Origin of the sequence: Pectobacterium sp. 1950-15 (assembly GCF_037136835.1) — a bacterium.
GTDB lineage: Bacteria > Pseudomonadota > Gammaproteobacteria > Enterobacterales > Enterobacteriaceae > Pectobacterium.
This window is the reverse complement of record NZ_JBBBQR010000014.1, coordinates 49,253-65,607: the sequence shown is the minus strand read 5'-3', so window position 1 is coordinate 65,607 and position 16,355 is coordinate 49,253. Positions and strand designations below refer to the sequence as shown.

Sequence of the window (16,355 nt, the reverse complement as noted above, 5' to 3'; positions counted from 1 at the left end):
TCTTCTCCTTCGTACTCATTAGTGCTTCATTTAATTCGTGTTCGCTGCGTGCTGCGGTGCGGAAACCTCATCACCCTGTACGCGTTTCTCTTCCGGTTTTTCTTCTACCGGAATGTCTTCAAAGCCCAGCAGTAAGGTGACGAAGAAGGAAATCACGACAGACAGAATCATGACGCCGAACACCCAGGCAATGCTCATCGGGTTGGCAGGATCGAAGAACTGTACGCTGGTAAACAGCCCCGGCGACGCCATTGAATGGCTGGCTAACCCGCCGATACCGGCAACGGCACCACAGATGAAACCAGTAATTAGACAGGCGATCAGCGGACGCTTCAGGCGCAAAGCCACACCGTACAGCGCAGGTTCAGAAATCCCGGCAACAATCGCCGAGGCGGCCGCGGCCAGCGCGGTCTGGCGCAGTTCCGGGTTTTTGGTGCGCCAGGCGACCGCCAGTGAAGACCCGCCAAGCGACAGGTTCGCACCGATTTCAGACGGCATCACCATGCCTTCTTTACCGGTTTCAGCGATGGTCTGAATAATGGTCGGGGTAAACACGCGGTGCATACCGGTCATCACCAGCAGCGGCCAGATGGCGCCCATGATGGCAACGGACAGCCAGCCTAAATAGTCATGTACTGTGTAGACGACAGCAGAAATACCGCTACCGATCCAGATTCCAATCGGACCAATAAGCATGATGGCAATCGGAGACGCAATCAGCACAATTAACATCGGCTTCAGGAAGTTCTTGGTCACCGCTGGCGTAATGCGGTCTACCCATTTTTCAATGTAAGACAGAATCCAGGTCATACACAGCGCCGGGATCACGGTGTAGGTGTACTTCACCGCCGTGACGGACAGCCCCATAAACACCACCTGCTGACCCTGCGCCGCTTTTGCCATCAGATCGATAAACGTCGGATGAACCAGCACCCCGGCGATAGCAATCGCCAGCGACATATTAGTTTTGAATTTGACCGCCGCAGACGCCGCCACCATGATTGGCAGGAAGAAGAATGCCCCATCGCCAATCACGTTCAGAATCGTCAGCGTGGAAGATCCCTTCTCAAATATGCCGGTCATATCCAGAATCATGGCGAGTAGTTTCACCATTGAACCGCCGATAATCGCCGGAATAAGCGGTGACATCGTACCAATCAGCGCATCCAGAATGCCTGCCCCGATGCGTCGCAGCGTAATTTTATTGTTTACCGGTACCGCTTTTTCCGCCGCCGCGCCTTCCGGCAGCAGCTTCACCACCTCGGCATAGGCCTGAGAAACGGTATTGCCGATGATGACCTGGCACTGGTTATCATTTTTCACGACGCCCAACACGCCGCTTATTGCCTTCAGCTCGGCCACATTCGCTGCATCATTATCTTTAAGCACAAAGCGCAGGCGGGTCATACAGTGGGTCACGGCGGCGATGTTATCAGCACCACCGATGGCATCGACGATCGAACGGGATACAGCCGCATAATTCTTTGACATGGATAGACAATCTCTCGTAATCGCGCACGCTCCCCAGGTTTCACAAACGGCTTAACGCGTCCGAAACGGGGATATTACTTAATGCACGCACATTTATTATTCAATTTCATACAGTTATGAAAGTATTCATGCCGGTATCCCTGCTCCATGCAACGTGATGAAACGCCGATGGGTAACCGGTTCCACATGATAGTGTTTATATATGAATGCTATTTCAATAGATTTGTTATGAATATTTTACTTATGTGACCACGATCGTCATGAATAACATCTTCCTTCTCCTGCTTAGCTCGCTTCTGCGCTCATCACCCTGCTGCCAGTCCATATCCTAAATAATTCGAGTTTCAGGCAGGCGGCAAGAGAAGGCATCCCGATGAGCTTACTCAAGTAAGTGATTCGGGTGACTAAACGCAGCCAACGCACATGCAACTTGAAGTATGACGGATATAAAGTGTGTAAAATGATACAGGTGTTCAACGTGTCAGGATGTCCCATGTCGACAATGCAGGAAGTGGCGAAGAAAGCAGGCGTATCAAAAGCGACGGTATCGCGCGTGCTATCGGGCAAAGGCTATACCAGTGAAGAAACCAAAGCGCTGGTTTATCAGGCCATTGAGGAGACGGGATATCGGCCCAATTTACTGGCACGGAATCTGGCGACCAGCAAATCCGCCTGTATTGGTTTGGTGGTGACTAACACGCTCTATAACGGCAGCTATTTTAACGAGTTGCTATCACAGGCCGCCAAGAAACTGGAGGACAATGGACGTCAGTTGATCCTGGTCGATGGCAAACACAGCGCCGATGAAGAGAGAGCCGCGATTCAATTTCTGCTGGGGTTGCGCTGTGATGCGATCATCATCTATCCCCGTTTTCTTAACGTGGATGAAATGGATGACATCATCGAGAAGTACAAGCAGCCGATCATGGTGGTTAACCGTAAACTGCGTAAACACCAGAGCCACTGTATCTGCTGCGATCACAAGGGTTCCAGCTATAACGCCACGCAGCATCTGATCGCGCGCGGTCATAGAGATATCGCTTTTATCACCGGTTCTCTGGATTCGCCGACCGCTATCGAGCGCCTTTCCGGCTATAAAGAGGCCCTGACGGCGGCCAATATCGCGGTACGGGATGAATTGATTGTGAAAGGAAAATGGACGCCGCGCTGCGGATCGCTCGCCATTACCACCCTGCGCGATAGTCGGGTCTCGTTCAGCGCCGTTCTCGCCAGCAATGACGATATGGCAATTGGCGCAATAAAAGCGCTGGATGACGCTGGCGTTGCCGTACCGCACGATGTTTCTGTCGTTGGGTTCGACGATATTCCCACCGCCCCATTTTTGAAACCGTCGCTCTCCAGCGTCAAAGATCCGGTGAGTGATATGATCAACGAAGTGATTAACCGCCTGATCGCGATGCTGGACGGCGGCTATTTCTCGAAAGACAATCTGTTCTTGTCCGAACTTCGGGTCAGAGATTCCATTCAGAACGGGCCGTACGATAACCAGCCCGCCTGAATCCGCTGCGGGGTCGTTTCAGACCCCATTTAACGCCGAATGTCCCTTTCAGCAGCTAAGTCCATCCAGCAACAGACTTAGAATTGCCACTGTACGCCTACGCTATAGCGCGTTTGATCGCCATCCCGATGGCCGAAACGGCTACCGACCTCGGAATACAGATTCAGGTTTTCTGCCGCAAGCCACTGCACACCAACGGTTGCGCGACCAAAGTTCTTATCCTGCTCCCCAACCGCAATACGGCGGTTTGCACCATCGACGCGATCTTTCACCGTAAAACTGGAATCGAGCCCATCAGCCAATTCACGCACCCACGCCACCGTAGCATAAGGTTGTAGCGACGCGTTGTTGCTGAATTCTACCTTACCGCGCACGCGCCAGCCCAGACTGGCTTCCAGCGAATCCACATCCTGTTTTTCATACCGCACGCCAGTTCGCAGGTTGCCTTTATCATCAAACGCATTGATGCGATAACGCGCATAATCCAGCCCGGCAACCGGACCGGTGCGCAGTCCGCCTAGCGGAAAATCATAGCCGCCAGTTACGCGGGCACCGACAAATTGCGCTTCGGTATTGCCGTCCAGCGTGTTGTCCAACAGCACCGGTCCGCCCGCAGATTGCAGATACACCGAGCGGCGTGACGCAATCGCCGCCTGGCCCGCCGTCACGTCGCTACCCAACCAGGCTGGACCGCCCTGATTCAGCAAACCATAGACGCCAGCTTGCCAGGTGTCGCTTTCAATATGTCCATTACGCTCAAGCTTATCCTTGCTACGCAGCAGGCTCAGGCTGCCACCAACAGTGACACCGTCACTTAATTGATAATCGACCAGCGCATAAGCCATCGCCTGACGGGAACGCTGCTGCGGTACACGGTCAAAACCATTTGACGGAGTCACATCGCCTTCAACCCCGACTGCCGTATCCAGCGTACCTACGCTGCGAGGGGTATTTTGCAGCAGCAGCCAGCGCTGATTATGCAAATCACTCAATGATTGGCGCTGACGCTTCAGGCTCTCCTCCATTGCCTGTTGCATCGCAGCGGCGGAATAGGCCGAATGCAGCAAATCGGTATTGGAAATTTCCAGTAGCAGTCGTGTCACCAATCGTGAAACGTCACGCAGGCGCTGGTCAATGCGTTCCTGACCCAGCACGCTGGTCAGAAAGGCTTCGTTATCAACCGTAGGGTCATGCCATGTCGCGCCCCCCGGCACCGCAGGGTTCGTAGTTTGCTCATAGCCGTCCTGATCGCCGATATCCCAGTTGGTGGCCTCCATATAGAGTACGGGAATAGCAAACGCGGCGTTGAAGCTATCGCCGTCACTGCAACAGCCAGTTCCCGCCGGATAACTCGCATTCAACCCTGGGTTGGTAAACAGTTCGATGCCCAATTCATTCGCGATACGCAACGTCTGCTCACGCAGGCTTGTCAGCGCAGGATTCGCTACGCTGTTATTACCAGCATGCGCGTAGAGTTTGTCGCCGGTAATCATGCTGTCCATGTTAATCATGGCCGTAAGGCCGCCAGCAGTTCCTTGCGCAATCAGATCGTTAACCATTGCACGCGAACCGCGTAACCCCTCTTCTTCTGCCCCGAAGGCCGCAAAGACCAGCGTTTTCTCCGTCTGGATGCCGCTAAAATTACGCGCCACTTCTGTCAGGATCGATGCACCGGATGCGTTGTCATCCAGCCCTTGCAACGTCGGCTGCCCGAAGAAGGTATCAAAGTGCGCGCCGGTAATAATGTATTCGCTGCTCAGCCCGACATTAGAGGCCAGCACATTCTGTGACGAACGCGTCGTACCGCCTGCCGTCCAGGAGAAATCCTGCCTGACAGTGGTATAACCGGGTGCCATCCGCTGCGTCATCCAGTCCGCCGCACCGGCAAAATTTGCCGTACCGCGATAGCGCCCCGGATAATCATTAATGAGCGTATCTACGGTCTCGCGCGCATAATCACCGTAATCATAAGCCCATGCTGGTACAGATAAACACGCCATCCCTACCGCAACTGCGACTTGCTTGAACATGAACACCACTCCCTTTTCTCGTTATAAATCGAATCTTATCGTTATCAACACGGGTCATTCTTACCGCGTTACCAGAGGAACCTTATCCAGGTCATGTCGTTGTTAAGGAAAGAAAAATAGCAGCAATATTCATTCCAAGGCTATGGAACAAAAGAAAATGTGATGAAATATGTCAAGATGCGGCAAATCGAAAGGAAATTGTCAGAATTGTGTAATTCTGATTAATCATAGGGTTAAGCGTGGATGACATCGAGAATGGTCAAGTGACTAGTAGAGAAGAAAAAAGAATGGCAGCGCGGCAGAGAGGGTGGCAATACCCGGATGAAGATACTTTTTGAAAATCAAACGAAAACAAAGAGGGCAAGCACGCACCGAAAACGATCGTTTACAGCACGCGATTGCCCATCTTACCCGTTCATACCATCCTAAACATAAACGTTAAGCTGGTTATTTTCCGTTGGGCGGTTAATCCCATCCGCTATAGGCGGTTTAAAGATCGAAGCACTATTTTCGTACGTTGTCCGGGTTCGGGTAGAAGCATCGGGATGAGGGTAACCAGACAGCTGCGACGAGCGGGAAATGCCCTGAACATGATCAGGTTTGTTCGGCATGGCGTAATACGACACTGGAGAAACAAGGTTGAGACCCATCATTTTTCTTCCCCCTCTTTATCTCATCTGTCAGTAAAAATTACCTTGCTTATTACTGAGTATAGAACAATCAAGGAGGGGTAATATGTAAGGTTTTGTCTGAAAAAACGCCGCTAACGCGCCGACACGCAGGAAAACAAGACCAAAAAACTAGCCCTGTATTTTTTATTTATTATCATGATGTTGCTTGTTTTTTTCCCACGCACGCAGGCGTCCTGCCGCATTTTTATAAGGCGACGCGGTGTTGAATTGAATCATCCGACCCCGCGTCCACTTACCGTACCAGCATTCACCGTAGAGCTGTGCATCGGTATAGCGCTCAACCAGCGCGATGAGCTCCCGTTTATTCGCGACAAGCCGCGTGACCAGATCAGACCATTCGGTGATGTGGGCGGAGTCTTGATAGAACTTTTGCGCCAGCAAACCGAGCTGATTCCACTGGTAACCCGTCTCTGGGAAATCAATCTGCTTGCCCTGCTCTTCATTTTTATGCCATTTCAGCACCAGATTGCCCCAGCCCAGCAAATACGCCACCAGATTTGCCGGGCTCATCTGCGTTCCCTGCGCATGCCCAGCCAGTTCCGGCACGAATGCACGATCGACGGAAACGGCTTCGAGGCGCTTCATTAACAGCGCAAACTGACTATTGATTGCCTTAATCAAGGCTTCCTTGTTCTCCGGCACCGCCATTATTTTTCCCGATTATGCTGCCATAGACCAAATCAGGTTACTGCCCACAATGCGATACGGCCTTGTCATCGCTCACGTTTTTCGCTATTGCTCAGCGCTGCGCCAGCAACCGAATCGACGCCTCACGCTCGCGGGGGGATGTCACGGGCGTATGGATAATGAACTCATCCACGCCAAAACGCTGATGGTAGCTTTCCAGACGCTGATGAATGTGCTCCGGCGTGCCGTAAAGCACATTGCGCGGCTCCTGCACGATGCGAAAATCCGTTACACCCGCCTGCCGAACGAAATTGTCGGCCTGTTCCTGGCTACCTACCGTTAGCGGCGGCTTGTTCTCAATATAAACTTTATAGTTATGCTGCGTGCTGGCTAACGCCTTGGCATCCTCATGGCGTTCAGCGGCAATCACCGACAGCGACAGTAGCGTCTGGGCGCTGGCGGGCTTCAATTCCCGGTAGCTCAGAAGTGATTCCGTCAGCAACGTTTCACTGGCGTTAATGAACCCAGCGAAGACAAAACTCCAGCCCAGCGACGCGGCTAGCCGCGCACTCTCCTGACTGGCGCCCAGCAGAAAGCGCTGTGGCGTGTGTTCCGGTAACGGCGTGGCATTCAGGCGCTCTGCCGTTTCGTCATGGCTATCGAGAAAACGGTTGAGCTGCTGTAATTTCTCTGTGAAAGAAACGCGCTCTGCCTCGCCGATTTCCTGCTGTAGCGCGCGCGTGGCCAGCGGCAGTCCACCCGGCGCTTTACTGATCCCCAAGTCCACACGACCGCCCGCCAGCGCACCGATCACATGGAAGTTTTCTGCGACTTTATACGGGCTATAGTGCTGTAGCATCACCCCACCGGAACCGATGCGCAGCGTTGTCGTGTGCGCCAGCAGCCAGGTGATTAATACCTCGGGAGAGGACCCCGCCAACTCATCGGAATTATGATGCTCGGAAACCCAAAAGCGGTAATAGCCAAGCGCTTCTGCCACTTTCGCCAGCGATACGGTTTGCGCCAACGCCTGTTCCACGCTCATTCCTTCGGCGATGGGGCTTTGATCTAATAAACTGAGCTTATATCCCACGATGTTTCCTTATTTTTAGTGATTATTCTTCAGCATTATTTATTAAAAGTAACAGCTTATTTCAAGATCGCTCGATACAAATATATTCACCCAAGCCTCTTATTCTAAATAGAGCCTCACGATAAAATTCGTCCAGAGAAAAAACAGAATAAGAAGCATGTTGTATAATGGCGTAAAATATAAATATCAATAATGGGTTTTGTTAGCAGAAATATTCATAATAAATGAATACAAAGTCGAGCGCATAAAAAGACATGAAATATAACCAGACGGTATTTATCCATAGCGTGGCTATCGGCTACCTTTACGATGTATAAGTTTTGTTAAGGAGGTGTATTGATATGGCTGAATCTATCCCCTGTTGTGATACGTCATTTGAGCAGCAGCTTATTCACTGGCGACGGCACTTGCATCAGTACCCGGAACTGTCCAATCAGGAACATCAAACCACCGCGCACATCACCCGCTGGCTACAAGAGAAAAATATCCGCCTGTTGCCTCTGACGCTAACGACTGGCGTCGTTGCCGAGATCGGTCACGGTAGCGGTCCGACGATTGCGCTGAGAGCGGATATTGATGCGCTGCCGATAGAAGAACTGGTGGATGTCCCTTTTCGCTCTCAGCACGCGGGCGTCATGCATGCCTGCGGACACGATTTCCATACCGCAGTGATGCTGGGTGCCGCCTGTTTGCTGAAAAAACGCGAATCTGTCTTACCGGGTAAAATCAGGGTGTTTTTCCAACCTGCAGAAGAAGTTTCTACCGGCGCCAAGCAGTTCATCCGCGCGGGTGCGCTTTCCGATGTGGCTGCCGTTTTTGGCCTGCATAACGCGCCTGAGCTCCCTGCTGGCACCTTCGCCACCCGCAGCGGCCCGTTTTATGCCAATGTGGATCGCTTTGCCATTCACATTACCGGCAAAGGCGCGCACGCCGCCAAACCCGAACAGGGCATCGACAGCATCGTCACCGCCTGCAATATCGTCAATGCGTTGCAAACGTTGCCCAGCCGCAGCTTCAGTTCGCTGGAATCGCTGGTCATCAGCGTCACGCGCATCCAGGGTGGTAACACCTGGAACGTCCTGCCGCAAACGGTAGAACTTGAAGGAACGGTACGCACCTACAATGCCGCAATTCGCGCGGAAATACCGGAACGCATTGAGCAGTTGATCGGCGGTATTGCCGTTGCGCTGGGTGCCAAAGCAGAACTGAAGTGGTACCCCGGCCCGCCAGCGGTCGTGAACACCAGCGAATGGGCAGACTTCAGCAAGCAAATTGCCCGAGACGCAGGCTATCAGGTAGAAAATGCCGAACTGCAAATGAGTGGTGAGGACTTTGCACTTTACCTTCAGGACGTGCCGGGCACGTTCGTCAGTATTGGCTCAAACAGCGAATTTGGCCTGCACCATCCTCAATTCAACCCGGATGAAAGCGCGATTGCGCCTGCATCACGCTATTTCGCACAGTTGGCGGAGGCTGCGCTGCATCGTCTGCGTACCACGAAAGTTACCCCGCCGCAGGCGGTAATGCCGATCGTTTGACGAGCGAGATACCCGGAGCAACCACGGGGTGAGGCATCCCTGCGGGAACCTCATCCCGTGTCTCTCCTAATATCGGACTGACGTAATCAACTCATCACCTCCGCCAGATTGACCTGACGGAGGCAGCAATTTTTATAAATCAATTAATTACGATGAGGGCATTAGGTGAGAAAGTTATAAATATTAACCCCGAACGGCATGATAACGGCGGGAAAAATACACCAGACCATCCGTGCCTTCGCCCGGCTTAATCGCTAATACCCGGCAAATAAAGATATCGTGCGTCGCCGCACTTACGACTTCCTCAACCCGGCAGTCAAACGCGACCAGCGCATCCCGCAATACCGGTGAGCCCGAATGCAACACATCCCACTCCGCCGCCGCAAACCGTTCTTCGGTAGATGACGGGCTGCCAAACAGTGTCGACAGCGCTTCATGATGAGCGGCCAGCGTATTGATGCATAAATGCGTATTCGCCTGAAACGTGGGATATACCGACGAACCGCGATTCAAACACACCAGCAGCGTACCGGGCGTATCGCTGACGCTGGATACAGCGGATGCCGTAAATCCAGCCTTACCTGCCGGGCCATCCGTCGTAACGACATTGACCGCTGCGCTCAGCTTTGCCATCGCATCGCGAAACACCTGCCGGTCAACCGTAATAGTCGCAGCAGAGGGCGTTGCGTCATTCGCGGTTACGTGTCGTTCAACTATCAGATCAGACATGGATATTTTCCTTTAAATACGGCGAGAGACATGATCGTTAACATTATACTAACAAAATAAGCCGCGTCATCATCTGAAATTTTTGAATTTTATTATCCATTTTTGTTGTTTTACATCATGCCCCGTCTCATCAATAGTGAAAACACGCTATTAACGTCTGATTAACCTTTTATTGAATACGTGAATCCCTAGTGATGGCTTGCTTATTGATAGCCGATTTAGTGATGGATTATTTTCACTTTCATGGAGGTTAATTCAACTAACAATATGTTCGCTCAATTAATAACAAACACATTCAATTAATAAAAAGGTTCCTGGCAATGAGTGAAAAACAAACCTCCACCAAGCGACAATTAAGACTGGGTTTAATATTACAGGGCGCAGCGGGAAATATGTCCGCATGGCGACATAAAAACGTCGTGCCCGATGCCAGTATTAATTTTGGTTTTGTTCTGGATGCGGTAAAAAAAGCCGAACAAGGGAAATTTGATTTCGTCTTCGTGGCTGACGGTCTGTATATCAACGAAAAATCCATCCCACATTTTCTCAATCGCTTTGAACCGTTAACGCTACTGTCTGCTCTTGCCACCGTCACCACGCATATTGGCCTGGTCGGCACGCTCTCGACATCCTATTCCGAGCCCTTTACTACCGCTCGGCAGTTTGCCAGCCTCGATCATCTGAGCAATGGCCGCGCAGGCTGGAACGTGGTGACCTCACCGCTGGAAGGGTCGGCGAAAAACTTTTCCCGCGCACAGCACCCAGAACATGCACTGCGTTACCGCATTGCCGATGAATTCCTTCAGGTGGCGAAAGGCCTGTGGGACTCCTGGGAAGACGACGCCTTTATTCGTGACAAAACCAGCGGACAGTTCTTCGATCCAGAGAAGCTGCACACGCTGAACCATAAAGGGGAATTCTTCTCGGTACAAGGGCCGCTGAATATTGGGCGATCCGCGCAGGGTCGCCCTATTGTATTTCAGGCTGGTGCGTCTGAAGACGGCCAAAAACTGGCCGCCAAGCACGCCGATGCCATCTTCACCCACCAACACACGTTGGAAGAGTCGCAGCGTTATTACCGCGAGGTAAAACAGAAACTGGAAGAAAACGGTCGCCGAGCCGATCAGCTACACGTCTTTCAGGGCGTCAGCGTGATTGTCGGCAACGATGCGGAAGATGTAGAGCGTCAGTATCAGGAAACCGCCCAGTTGGTCACGATTGAGGATGCCCTCAATTATCTGGGACGCTACTTTGAGCACTATGACTTCTCACAACATCCGCTGGATGCGCCCTTCCCTGATATCGGCGATCTGGGGAAAAACAGCTTCCGTAGCACCACCGACGAAATCAAGCGCAACGCGCAGGAAAAAGGCTTAACGCTGCGACAGGTTGCGCTGGAAGCGGCCTCACCGCGCCCAGTCTTCAGCGGCACACCCGAACAGGTAGCAGATGGCTTGCAGCTCTGGTTTGAAAATGGTGCCGCTGACGGCTTCATCATTCAGGGCGGTACGCCAGATACGCTCAATCATTTTGTCGATCGCGTCGTGCCTCTGCTGCAACAGCGCGGCCTGTTCCGTCAGGAGTATCCCGGCTATACGCTGCGGGAAAATCTGGCGCTGGATTATCCGGTGAATCAATTCACGCGCTAATTCGCGCAACAGGAGATTCACCGTGAAGCGTTCCTCTTTTATCACCGCGACGGGCATGGCGACATTATTGAGCACCGCGCTGGTCACTCACGTGCAGGCGCAAGACGCGGGATTTGTCAGCCGTATTGATCTGAAGGCCAACCAGATTCCCATTCGTACCGTGAAAAATGACGAGGCCATCGCGCAGATCCCGACTCATTTCAAATTCGTGACGCCGGGTAAGCTAACGATTGCCGTCTCGGCGCTCAGCTCACCGCCGCTGTCCCTGCTGGCTGACGACAACAAAACGATTGTTGGCAGTGATGCGGATATCGCGCGACTAGTGGCTGACGGACTCGGGCTGGAACTGAAACTGGTTCCCGCCTCCTGGGAAGACTGGCCGTTGGGGATCACGGCGGGAAAATACGACGCTGCCATTTTTAATATCGCCGTGACGAAACTCCGCAAGGAGAAGTTCGATTTCGCCACGTACCGCATTGATACGCTGGGTTTCTACGTGAAATCAACCAGCAAGATTACGTCGATTAACAAACCGGAGGACGTTGCAGGTCTGAAGGTGATTGTCGGTTCCGGCACCAATCAGGAAAACATTCTGCTGGGCTGGGATCGGCAAAACCGCGCCAACGGCCTTCCGCCCGTGCAGCCTGTCTACGTCACCGATGATGCCGCCGCCAACCTGAGCATTCAGTCGGGGCGCGTTGATGCCTTTTTCGGTCCCCATTCTATCGGAGCCTATAAAGCGGCGCTGACGGGCAAGACACGCATGGTCGGCAAAGGTCCGACGGTCGCTTACGTCGCGGTCACCACGCAGAAAGATAACGGTCTGGCACAGGCAATCAGCACTGCCATCAATGGCGCAATCCACAACGGCAGCTATGCGCAGGTTCTGGATCGTTGGGGTGAAGATGATGAAAAGATCGCGCAATCCGTCGTGAATCCGCCAGGTATCGGCGATTAAGTAATAGTAACCACCTTATAAGTGACAATGTCACTATTATAACGAATAACCTGCAAGGGAAAGACAGATGCAAAAAGAGAGTGTCCACACCATCGCACAAACGGTCACCGCCCCGCGCGTACGCGCATCGCTTTTGACAAGGCTACTGACGGGATCGCTGCTGCTCGGCACATTTTCGGTCACGACGGCACAGGCGGCCATCGACCTGAAAGCCAATCAGCAGCCGATCCATGCCCCGAAGAACGCGGAGGCTATCGCACAGATTCCGGCTGATTTTAAATTCGTCACACCGGGTAAATTCACCGTGGCGATTGCCGCACTGGGTTCGTCACCGCCGCTGGCGTTTCTGGCCGACGACAACAAAACCGTGGTGGGCAGTGAGCCGGATATCGCCCGGCTGGTGGCCGACAGTCTCGGGCTGGAATTGAACATCGTCCCTACTTCATGGGAAGACTGGCCGCTCGGCGTGTCCTCCGGCAAGTACGACGCTGCCATCATCAACATTACCGTCACTAAAGAACGCAAGGAAAAGTTCGATTTCGCCACGTACCGCGTCGACTCACTCGGCTTCTATGTGAAATCCACCAGTAAGATTCAGTCCATCAAGGAAGCGAAAGACATCGCCGGGCTGAAGATTATTGTCGGCTCCGGCACTAATCAGGAAGCGGTACTGCTGGCATGGGATAAGCAAAATCGCGCCAACGGCCTGCCCGCCTTTCAGCCGATTTATGTTACGGACGATGCGGCTGCCAACCTGAGTCTGCAATCCGGTCGCTCAGACGCTTATTTCGGCCCCAACGTGATCGGCGCGTACAAAGCAGAGCTAACCGGCAAGGTTAAGCATGTCGGCACAGTCAACGGCGGCTACCCGAACGTCGCACATATTGCGGTCACCACGCGCAAAGGCAGCGGACTGGTACAGCCGATTAACACGGCGCTGAACGGCGTGATTAAAAGTGGCGAATACGACCAGGTGCTAAACCGCTGGGGAGAAAGCATTGAGCGTATCGATCGTTCAGAAATCAATCCACCGGGACTGGGCGATTAATAGCGCCCGATGGCTATCGGGATGCCACGATCGAAACGTCATGGTTACCGATAACCCATATAGGTAAATGAATCAGGAGCACGCCATGTCCGACGACATCTTCATTGTTACTCAGCCCGAAGACCCTATCGTGGCCCCGATTATCGACGGCCTGTTCGCGGAATATGAACAGCGTTATGGCGATTTTTTTGGTGAGCGAGAAAGCGATCCGCCGGGAATTTACCAGCAGCCACACGGCATTTTTATTGCACTGCTGCGTCAAGGTGTACCGATTGCTACTGGCGCGTTTAAGCGCTACGACAGTACCACCGCCGAAATTAAACGCGTATGGACGGATAACACATTGCGCCGTCAGGGGCTGGCAGGGAAAGTCATGCAAGAGTTGGAGCAACACGCCCGCCGGTTAGGCTATCAGCACTTTTTCCTGACGACCGGTTTCCGACAGCCCGAAGCCGTGAGGCTCTATCTGAGCCACGGCTATACGCCTCAGTTCGATATCAGCGTCGATCCGGTGACCTACAGTATTCCACCTTACGATGGGCGACTGCCGTTTAAGAAAGCGCTGTTTGACGCGACGACGAACCGGGCAGCCCGGCAAACGACGGAAGTCGAGCTGATCGCTCGCCATTTGAAAGTGTGTTGACCCAGCACGCTGCGGCTCACCCTGTGCGGTGATTAAAAGCAAAAGGACATTTTTCAGAATCACCTTCAAAGGGTATCGATTATGACGCAATCTCTACACACCTCTTCTCAGCAAGCGCCGCTAAGCCAGGCGCAGGACGCGCCGTTGCGCATCGTTCCAGCGCGTTATCCTTTCCGCTTTGCCGGTGCGCTGTTTTCGCTGTTTATTTTTGCCGCGATTATTCAGTCAATTGCGCTGAATCCGCGCTGGGAATGGTCGGTGTTTGCCGAGTGGTTTTTCAATCCGGTCATTCTTACCGGTCTGGGGCAAACGCTGCTGTTGACCGCGCTAGGCACGTTATTCAGTATTATTTTCGGTACCGCGCTGGCGCTGGCTCGGCTTTCGCCGTCTTATCTGCTCTCCACGTTGTCGTGGCTGTATATCTGGCTATTCCGGTCACTGCCGCTGATTCTGGTGCTGATTATTCTCTACAATTTCTCATATCTTTATGACGAGCTGGCGCTGGGAATTCCGTTTACCTCCGTTGTCTTTCTGCGCTACCCGACGATTGATTTGCTGGATCAATTTTCCGTCGCCGTGCTTGGCCTGACGCTGGTGCAATCCGCCTATACGGCGGAAATTATTCGCGGCGGGATTCTTGGTGTGGATGCTGGCCAGTTTGAAGCCTCCGCTGCACTCGGCCTACCCGGCGGTCGCCGGACAGTACGTATCATTCTGCCACAGGCGCTGCGTTCGATTCTGCCCACCGGTTTCAACGAGATCATCAGCTTGGCGAAAGGTACGTCGATCGTTTATGTGCTGGCACTGCCGGAGCTGTTCTATACCGTTCAGGTCATCTACAACCGTACGCAGCAAGTTATCCCGCTGCTGATGGTCGCCACCATCTGGTATCTGCTGATCACCACGGTGCTATCCGTCGTCCAATACTACGTGGAACGCTATGTGTCCCGCGGTGCCGTGCGTGAAATGCCGCCCACACCGCGCCAGAGACTCGTCCGTATCCTGACGCGCAAGCGCGCACGTTAACTCACCCAATTCTGGAGATTCACCATGTCTGAAGCTATCGATTACTTTGCTCACACACGTGCCACCGCTCAGCCACAGACAGAAAGCGCGCGTGGGCTGATTGAGATTCGCAACGTGGCGAAGCATTTTGGTCAACACAAAGCGCTGGAGGATATCAATCTGACGCTGGCGCCCGGTTCCGTCACGGTAATCCTCGGCCCATCCGGTTCGGGGAAATCCACGCTACTGCGCACGATTAACCATCTTGAACGCGTAGATGAAGGGTTTATCCGCATCGACGGCGATTACATCGGCTATCGCCGCAAAGGGAATACGCTCTATGAATTGAAAGAAAAGGACGTGTTACGCCAGCGTATCAACGTCGGCTATGTATTCCAGAATTTCAATCTGTTCCCTCACCTTTCCGTGTTGGAAAACATCATTGAAGCTCCGCTGGCACATAAGCTCTATTCACGTCAGGAGGCGGAAGATATCGCCTTTACCCTGTTGGAAAGCGTCGGTCTGCGTCACAAGGCGCAATCTTATCCCCGCCACCTTTCCGGTGGTCAGCAGCAGCGCGTCGCCATCGCCCGCGCGCTGGCGCTTAAGCCGAAAGTGATGCTGTTTGATGAACCGACGTCCGCGCTCGATCCCGAACTGGTCGGCGAGGTGCTGGACGTCATCAAATCACTTGCCCAATCTGGTGTGACGCTGGTCGTCGTCACACATGAAATCGGCTTTGCGCGCGAAGTGGCCGACCGCGTGGTGTTCATGGTGGACGGAAAAATCGTCGAAAGCGGGGATTCCTGGCAGGTGCTAAATCACCCCCGCCACCCGCGGACAATCAACTTTTTGAATAAGGTGCTGTGAGAAACCACATAGAGCCAGATGTCTCCCTTCTGGCTCTATTTCACGCGCTGGCCCGATTTATCAGTGACTTTTTCACCATCTTCTTTGGTGAATGCGCCGCGCTGCGGATCGGGGAGAATATCCAGCACCTGCTCTGATGGGCGACACAGTCGGGTTCCCAACGGAGTAACGACAATCGGACGGTTTATCAGGATCGGATATTGCAGCATGAACTCAATGAGCTGTTCGTCAGTAAATCGTTCTTCAGCAAGCCCCAGTTGTGTGTAAGGTTCTACGTTCTTGCGCAACAAGGCACGAACCGTCATTCCCATGTCACCAATGAGCGTCACCAATTCATCACGTGAAGGTGGCGTATCAAGATAGTAAATAATCGTGGGTTCTGCGCCGCTATTACGGATCATCTCCAGCGTATTACGCGAGGTACCGCAGTCGGGGTTGTGGTAGATGCTAATTGTGGTCATAT

Annotated in this window: 14 protein-coding genes; 8 read left to right on the top strand and 6 right to left on the bottom strand. The window is 52.9% G+C overall.

The window, feature by feature from the left end; all coding sequences use genetic code 11:
• Nucleotides 1-30 precede the first annotated feature (30 nt).
• Nucleotides 31-1,491 (bottom strand): PTS cellobiose/arbutin/salicin transporter subunit IIBC, encoded by a 1,461-nt coding sequence (gene ascF, locus WCT94_RS15655; protein ID WP_336870284.1) that lies wholly within the window; start codon nt 1,489-1,491, stop codon nt 31-33.
• Between the two features lie 493 nt (nt 1,492-1,984).
• On the opposite strand from ascF, the gene WCT94_RS15650 reads away from it, so the two are divergent.
• A complete protein-coding gene (locus WCT94_RS15650; RefSeq protein WP_336870283.1) occupies nt 1,985-3,010 on the top strand; it encodes a LacI family DNA-binding transcriptional regulator in 1,026 nt (341 codons plus the stop codon).
• A gap of 77 nt (nt 3,011-3,087) precedes the next feature.
• Here the strand turns inward: WCT94_RS15650 and WCT94_RS15645 are convergent, their stop codons facing one another.
• The 3 genes from WCT94_RS15645 to WCT94_RS15635 form a co-directional block, all read right to left on the bottom strand.
• Complete coding sequence (locus WCT94_RS15645) at nt 3,088-5,040, bottom strand: autotransporter domain-containing protein (protein WP_336870282.1); 1,953 nt, start codon at nt 5,038-5,040, stop codon at nt 3,088-3,090.
• 815 nt (nt 5,041-5,855) lie between these two features.
• Nucleotides 5,856-6,380 carry a ClbS/DfsB family four-helix bundle protein gene (locus WCT94_RS15640; protein WP_336870281.1) on the bottom strand — a complete coding sequence of 175 codons (525 nt, stop codon included), beginning with the start codon at nt 6,378-6,380 and terminating at the stop codon, nt 5,856-5,858.
• 91 nt (nt 6,381-6,471) lie between these two features.
• Nucleotides 6,472-7,452 (bottom strand): LLM class flavin-dependent oxidoreductase, encoded by a 981-nt coding sequence (locus tag WCT94_RS15635; protein ID WP_336870280.1) that lies wholly within the window; start codon nt 7,450-7,452, stop codon nt 6,472-6,474.
• A 341-nt stretch (nt 7,453-7,793) separates the two neighbouring features.
• On the opposite strand from WCT94_RS15635, the gene WCT94_RS15630 reads away from it, so the two are divergent.
• Nucleotides 7,794-8,990, top strand: a complete 1,197-nt coding sequence (locus tag WCT94_RS15630) for a M20 peptidase aminoacylase family protein (RefSeq protein WP_336870279.1) — start codon at nt 7,794-7,796, stop codon at nt 8,988-8,990.
• A 183-nt stretch (nt 8,991-9,173) separates the two neighbouring features.
• Here WCT94_RS15630 and WCT94_RS15625 read toward each other — a convergent pair whose 3' ends face one another.
• Nucleotides 9,174-9,719 (bottom strand): flavin reductase, encoded by a 546-nt coding sequence (locus tag WCT94_RS15625; protein ID WP_336870278.1) that lies wholly within the window; start codon nt 9,717-9,719, stop codon nt 9,174-9,176.
• Between the two features lie 320 nt (nt 9,720-10,039).
• Here WCT94_RS15625 and WCT94_RS15620 point away from each other — a divergent pair, with 320 nt between their 5' ends.
• The 6 genes from WCT94_RS15620 to WCT94_RS15595 all read left to right on the top strand — a co-directional run bounded on the left by WCT94_RS15620 (nt 10,040) and on the right by WCT94_RS15595 (nt 15,892).
• On the top strand, nt 10,040-11,368 hold the full coding sequence (locus WCT94_RS15620; RefSeq protein ID WP_336870277.1) for an LLM class flavin-dependent oxidoreductase: 1,329 nt from the start codon (nt 10,040-10,042) through the stop codon (nt 11,366-11,368).
• Between the two features lie 22 nt (nt 11,369-11,390).
• Nucleotides 11,391-12,326, top strand: coding sequence for an ABC transporter substrate-binding protein (locus tag WCT94_RS15615; RefSeq protein ID WP_336870276.1), 936 nt, complete (start codon nt 11,391-11,393; stop codon nt 12,324-12,326).
• 67 nt (nt 12,327-12,393) lie between these two features.
• The gene (locus tag WCT94_RS15610; protein ID WP_336870275.1) at nt 12,394-13,374 is read left to right on the top strand and encodes an ABC transporter substrate-binding protein; all 981 of its coding nucleotides are present in this window, start codon (nt 12,394-12,396) and stop codon (nt 13,372-13,374) included.
• Between the two features lie 85 nt (nt 13,375-13,459).
• Complete coding sequence (locus WCT94_RS15605; RefSeq protein WP_336870274.1) at nt 13,460-14,017, top strand: GNAT family N-acetyltransferase; 558 nt, start codon at nt 13,460-13,462, stop codon at nt 14,015-14,017.
• 81 nt (nt 14,018-14,098) lie between these two features.
• Nucleotides 14,099-15,043 (top strand): amino acid ABC transporter permease, encoded by a 945-nt coding sequence (locus WCT94_RS15600; protein ID WP_336870273.1) that lies wholly within the window; start codon nt 14,099-14,101, stop codon nt 15,041-15,043.
• 24 nt (nt 15,044-15,067) lie between these two features.
• Complete coding sequence (locus tag WCT94_RS15595) at nt 15,068-15,892, top strand: amino acid ABC transporter ATP-binding protein (protein WP_336870272.1); 825 nt, start codon at nt 15,068-15,070, stop codon at nt 15,890-15,892.
• Nucleotides 15,893-15,927: 35 nt separating this feature from the next.
• Here the strand turns inward: WCT94_RS15595 and arsC are convergent, their stop codons facing one another.
• Nucleotides 15,928-16,353: a glutaredoxin-dependent arsenate reductase gene (arsC, locus tag WCT94_RS15590; protein WP_336870271.1), complete on the bottom strand. Its 426-nt coding sequence runs from the start codon at nt 16,351-16,353 to the stop codon at nt 15,928-15,930.
• Nucleotides 16,354-16,355 lie beyond the last annotated feature (2 nt).

Excerpts from the sequence above, each read along its gene's own strand:
- WCT94_RS15620 (WP_336870277.1), top strand. The coding sequence starts at position 10,040 with ATGAGTGAAAAACAAACCTCCACCAAGCGACAATTAAGACTGGGTTTA.
- WCT94_RS15605 (WP_336870274.1), top strand. The coding sequence starts at position 13,460 with ATGTCCGACGACATCTTCATTGTTACTCAGCCCGAAGACCCTATCGTG.
- ascF (WP_336870284.1), bottom strand. The coding sequence starts at position 1,491 with ATGTCAAAGAATTATGCGGCTGTATCCCGTTCGATCGTCGATGCCATC.
- WCT94_RS15625 (WP_336870278.1), bottom strand. The coding sequence starts at position 9,719 with ATGTCTGATCTGATAGTTGAACGACACGTAACCGCGAATGACGCAACG.
- WCT94_RS15600 (WP_336870273.1), top strand. The coding sequence starts at position 14,099 with ATGACGCAATCTCTACACACCTCTTCTCAGCAAGCGCCGCTAAGCCAG.
- WCT94_RS15610 (WP_336870275.1), top strand. The coding sequence starts at position 12,394 with ATGCAAAAAGAGAGTGTCCACACCATCGCACAAACGGTCACCGCCCCG.
- WCT94_RS15640 (WP_336870281.1), bottom strand. The coding sequence starts at position 6,380 with ATGGCGGTGCCGGAGAACAAGGAAGCCTTGATTAAGGCAATCAATAGT.
- WCT94_RS15645 (WP_336870282.1), bottom strand. The coding sequence starts at position 5,040 with ATGTTCAAGCAAGTCGCAGTTGCGGTAGGGATGGCGTGTTTATCTGTA.
- WCT94_RS15650 (WP_336870283.1), top strand. The coding sequence starts at position 1,985 with ATGTCGACAATGCAGGAAGTGGCGAAGAAAGCAGGCGTATCAAAAGCG.
- WCT94_RS15630 (WP_336870279.1), top strand. The coding sequence starts at position 7,794 with ATGGCTGAATCTATCCCCTGTTGTGATACGTCATTTGAGCAGCAGCTT.
- arsC (WP_336870271.1), bottom strand. The coding sequence starts at position 16,353 with ATGACCACAATTAGCATCTACCACAACCCCGACTGCGGTACCTCGCGT.
- WCT94_RS15595 (WP_336870272.1), top strand. The coding sequence starts at position 15,068 with ATGTCTGAAGCTATCGATTACTTTGCTCACACACGTGCCACCGCTCAG.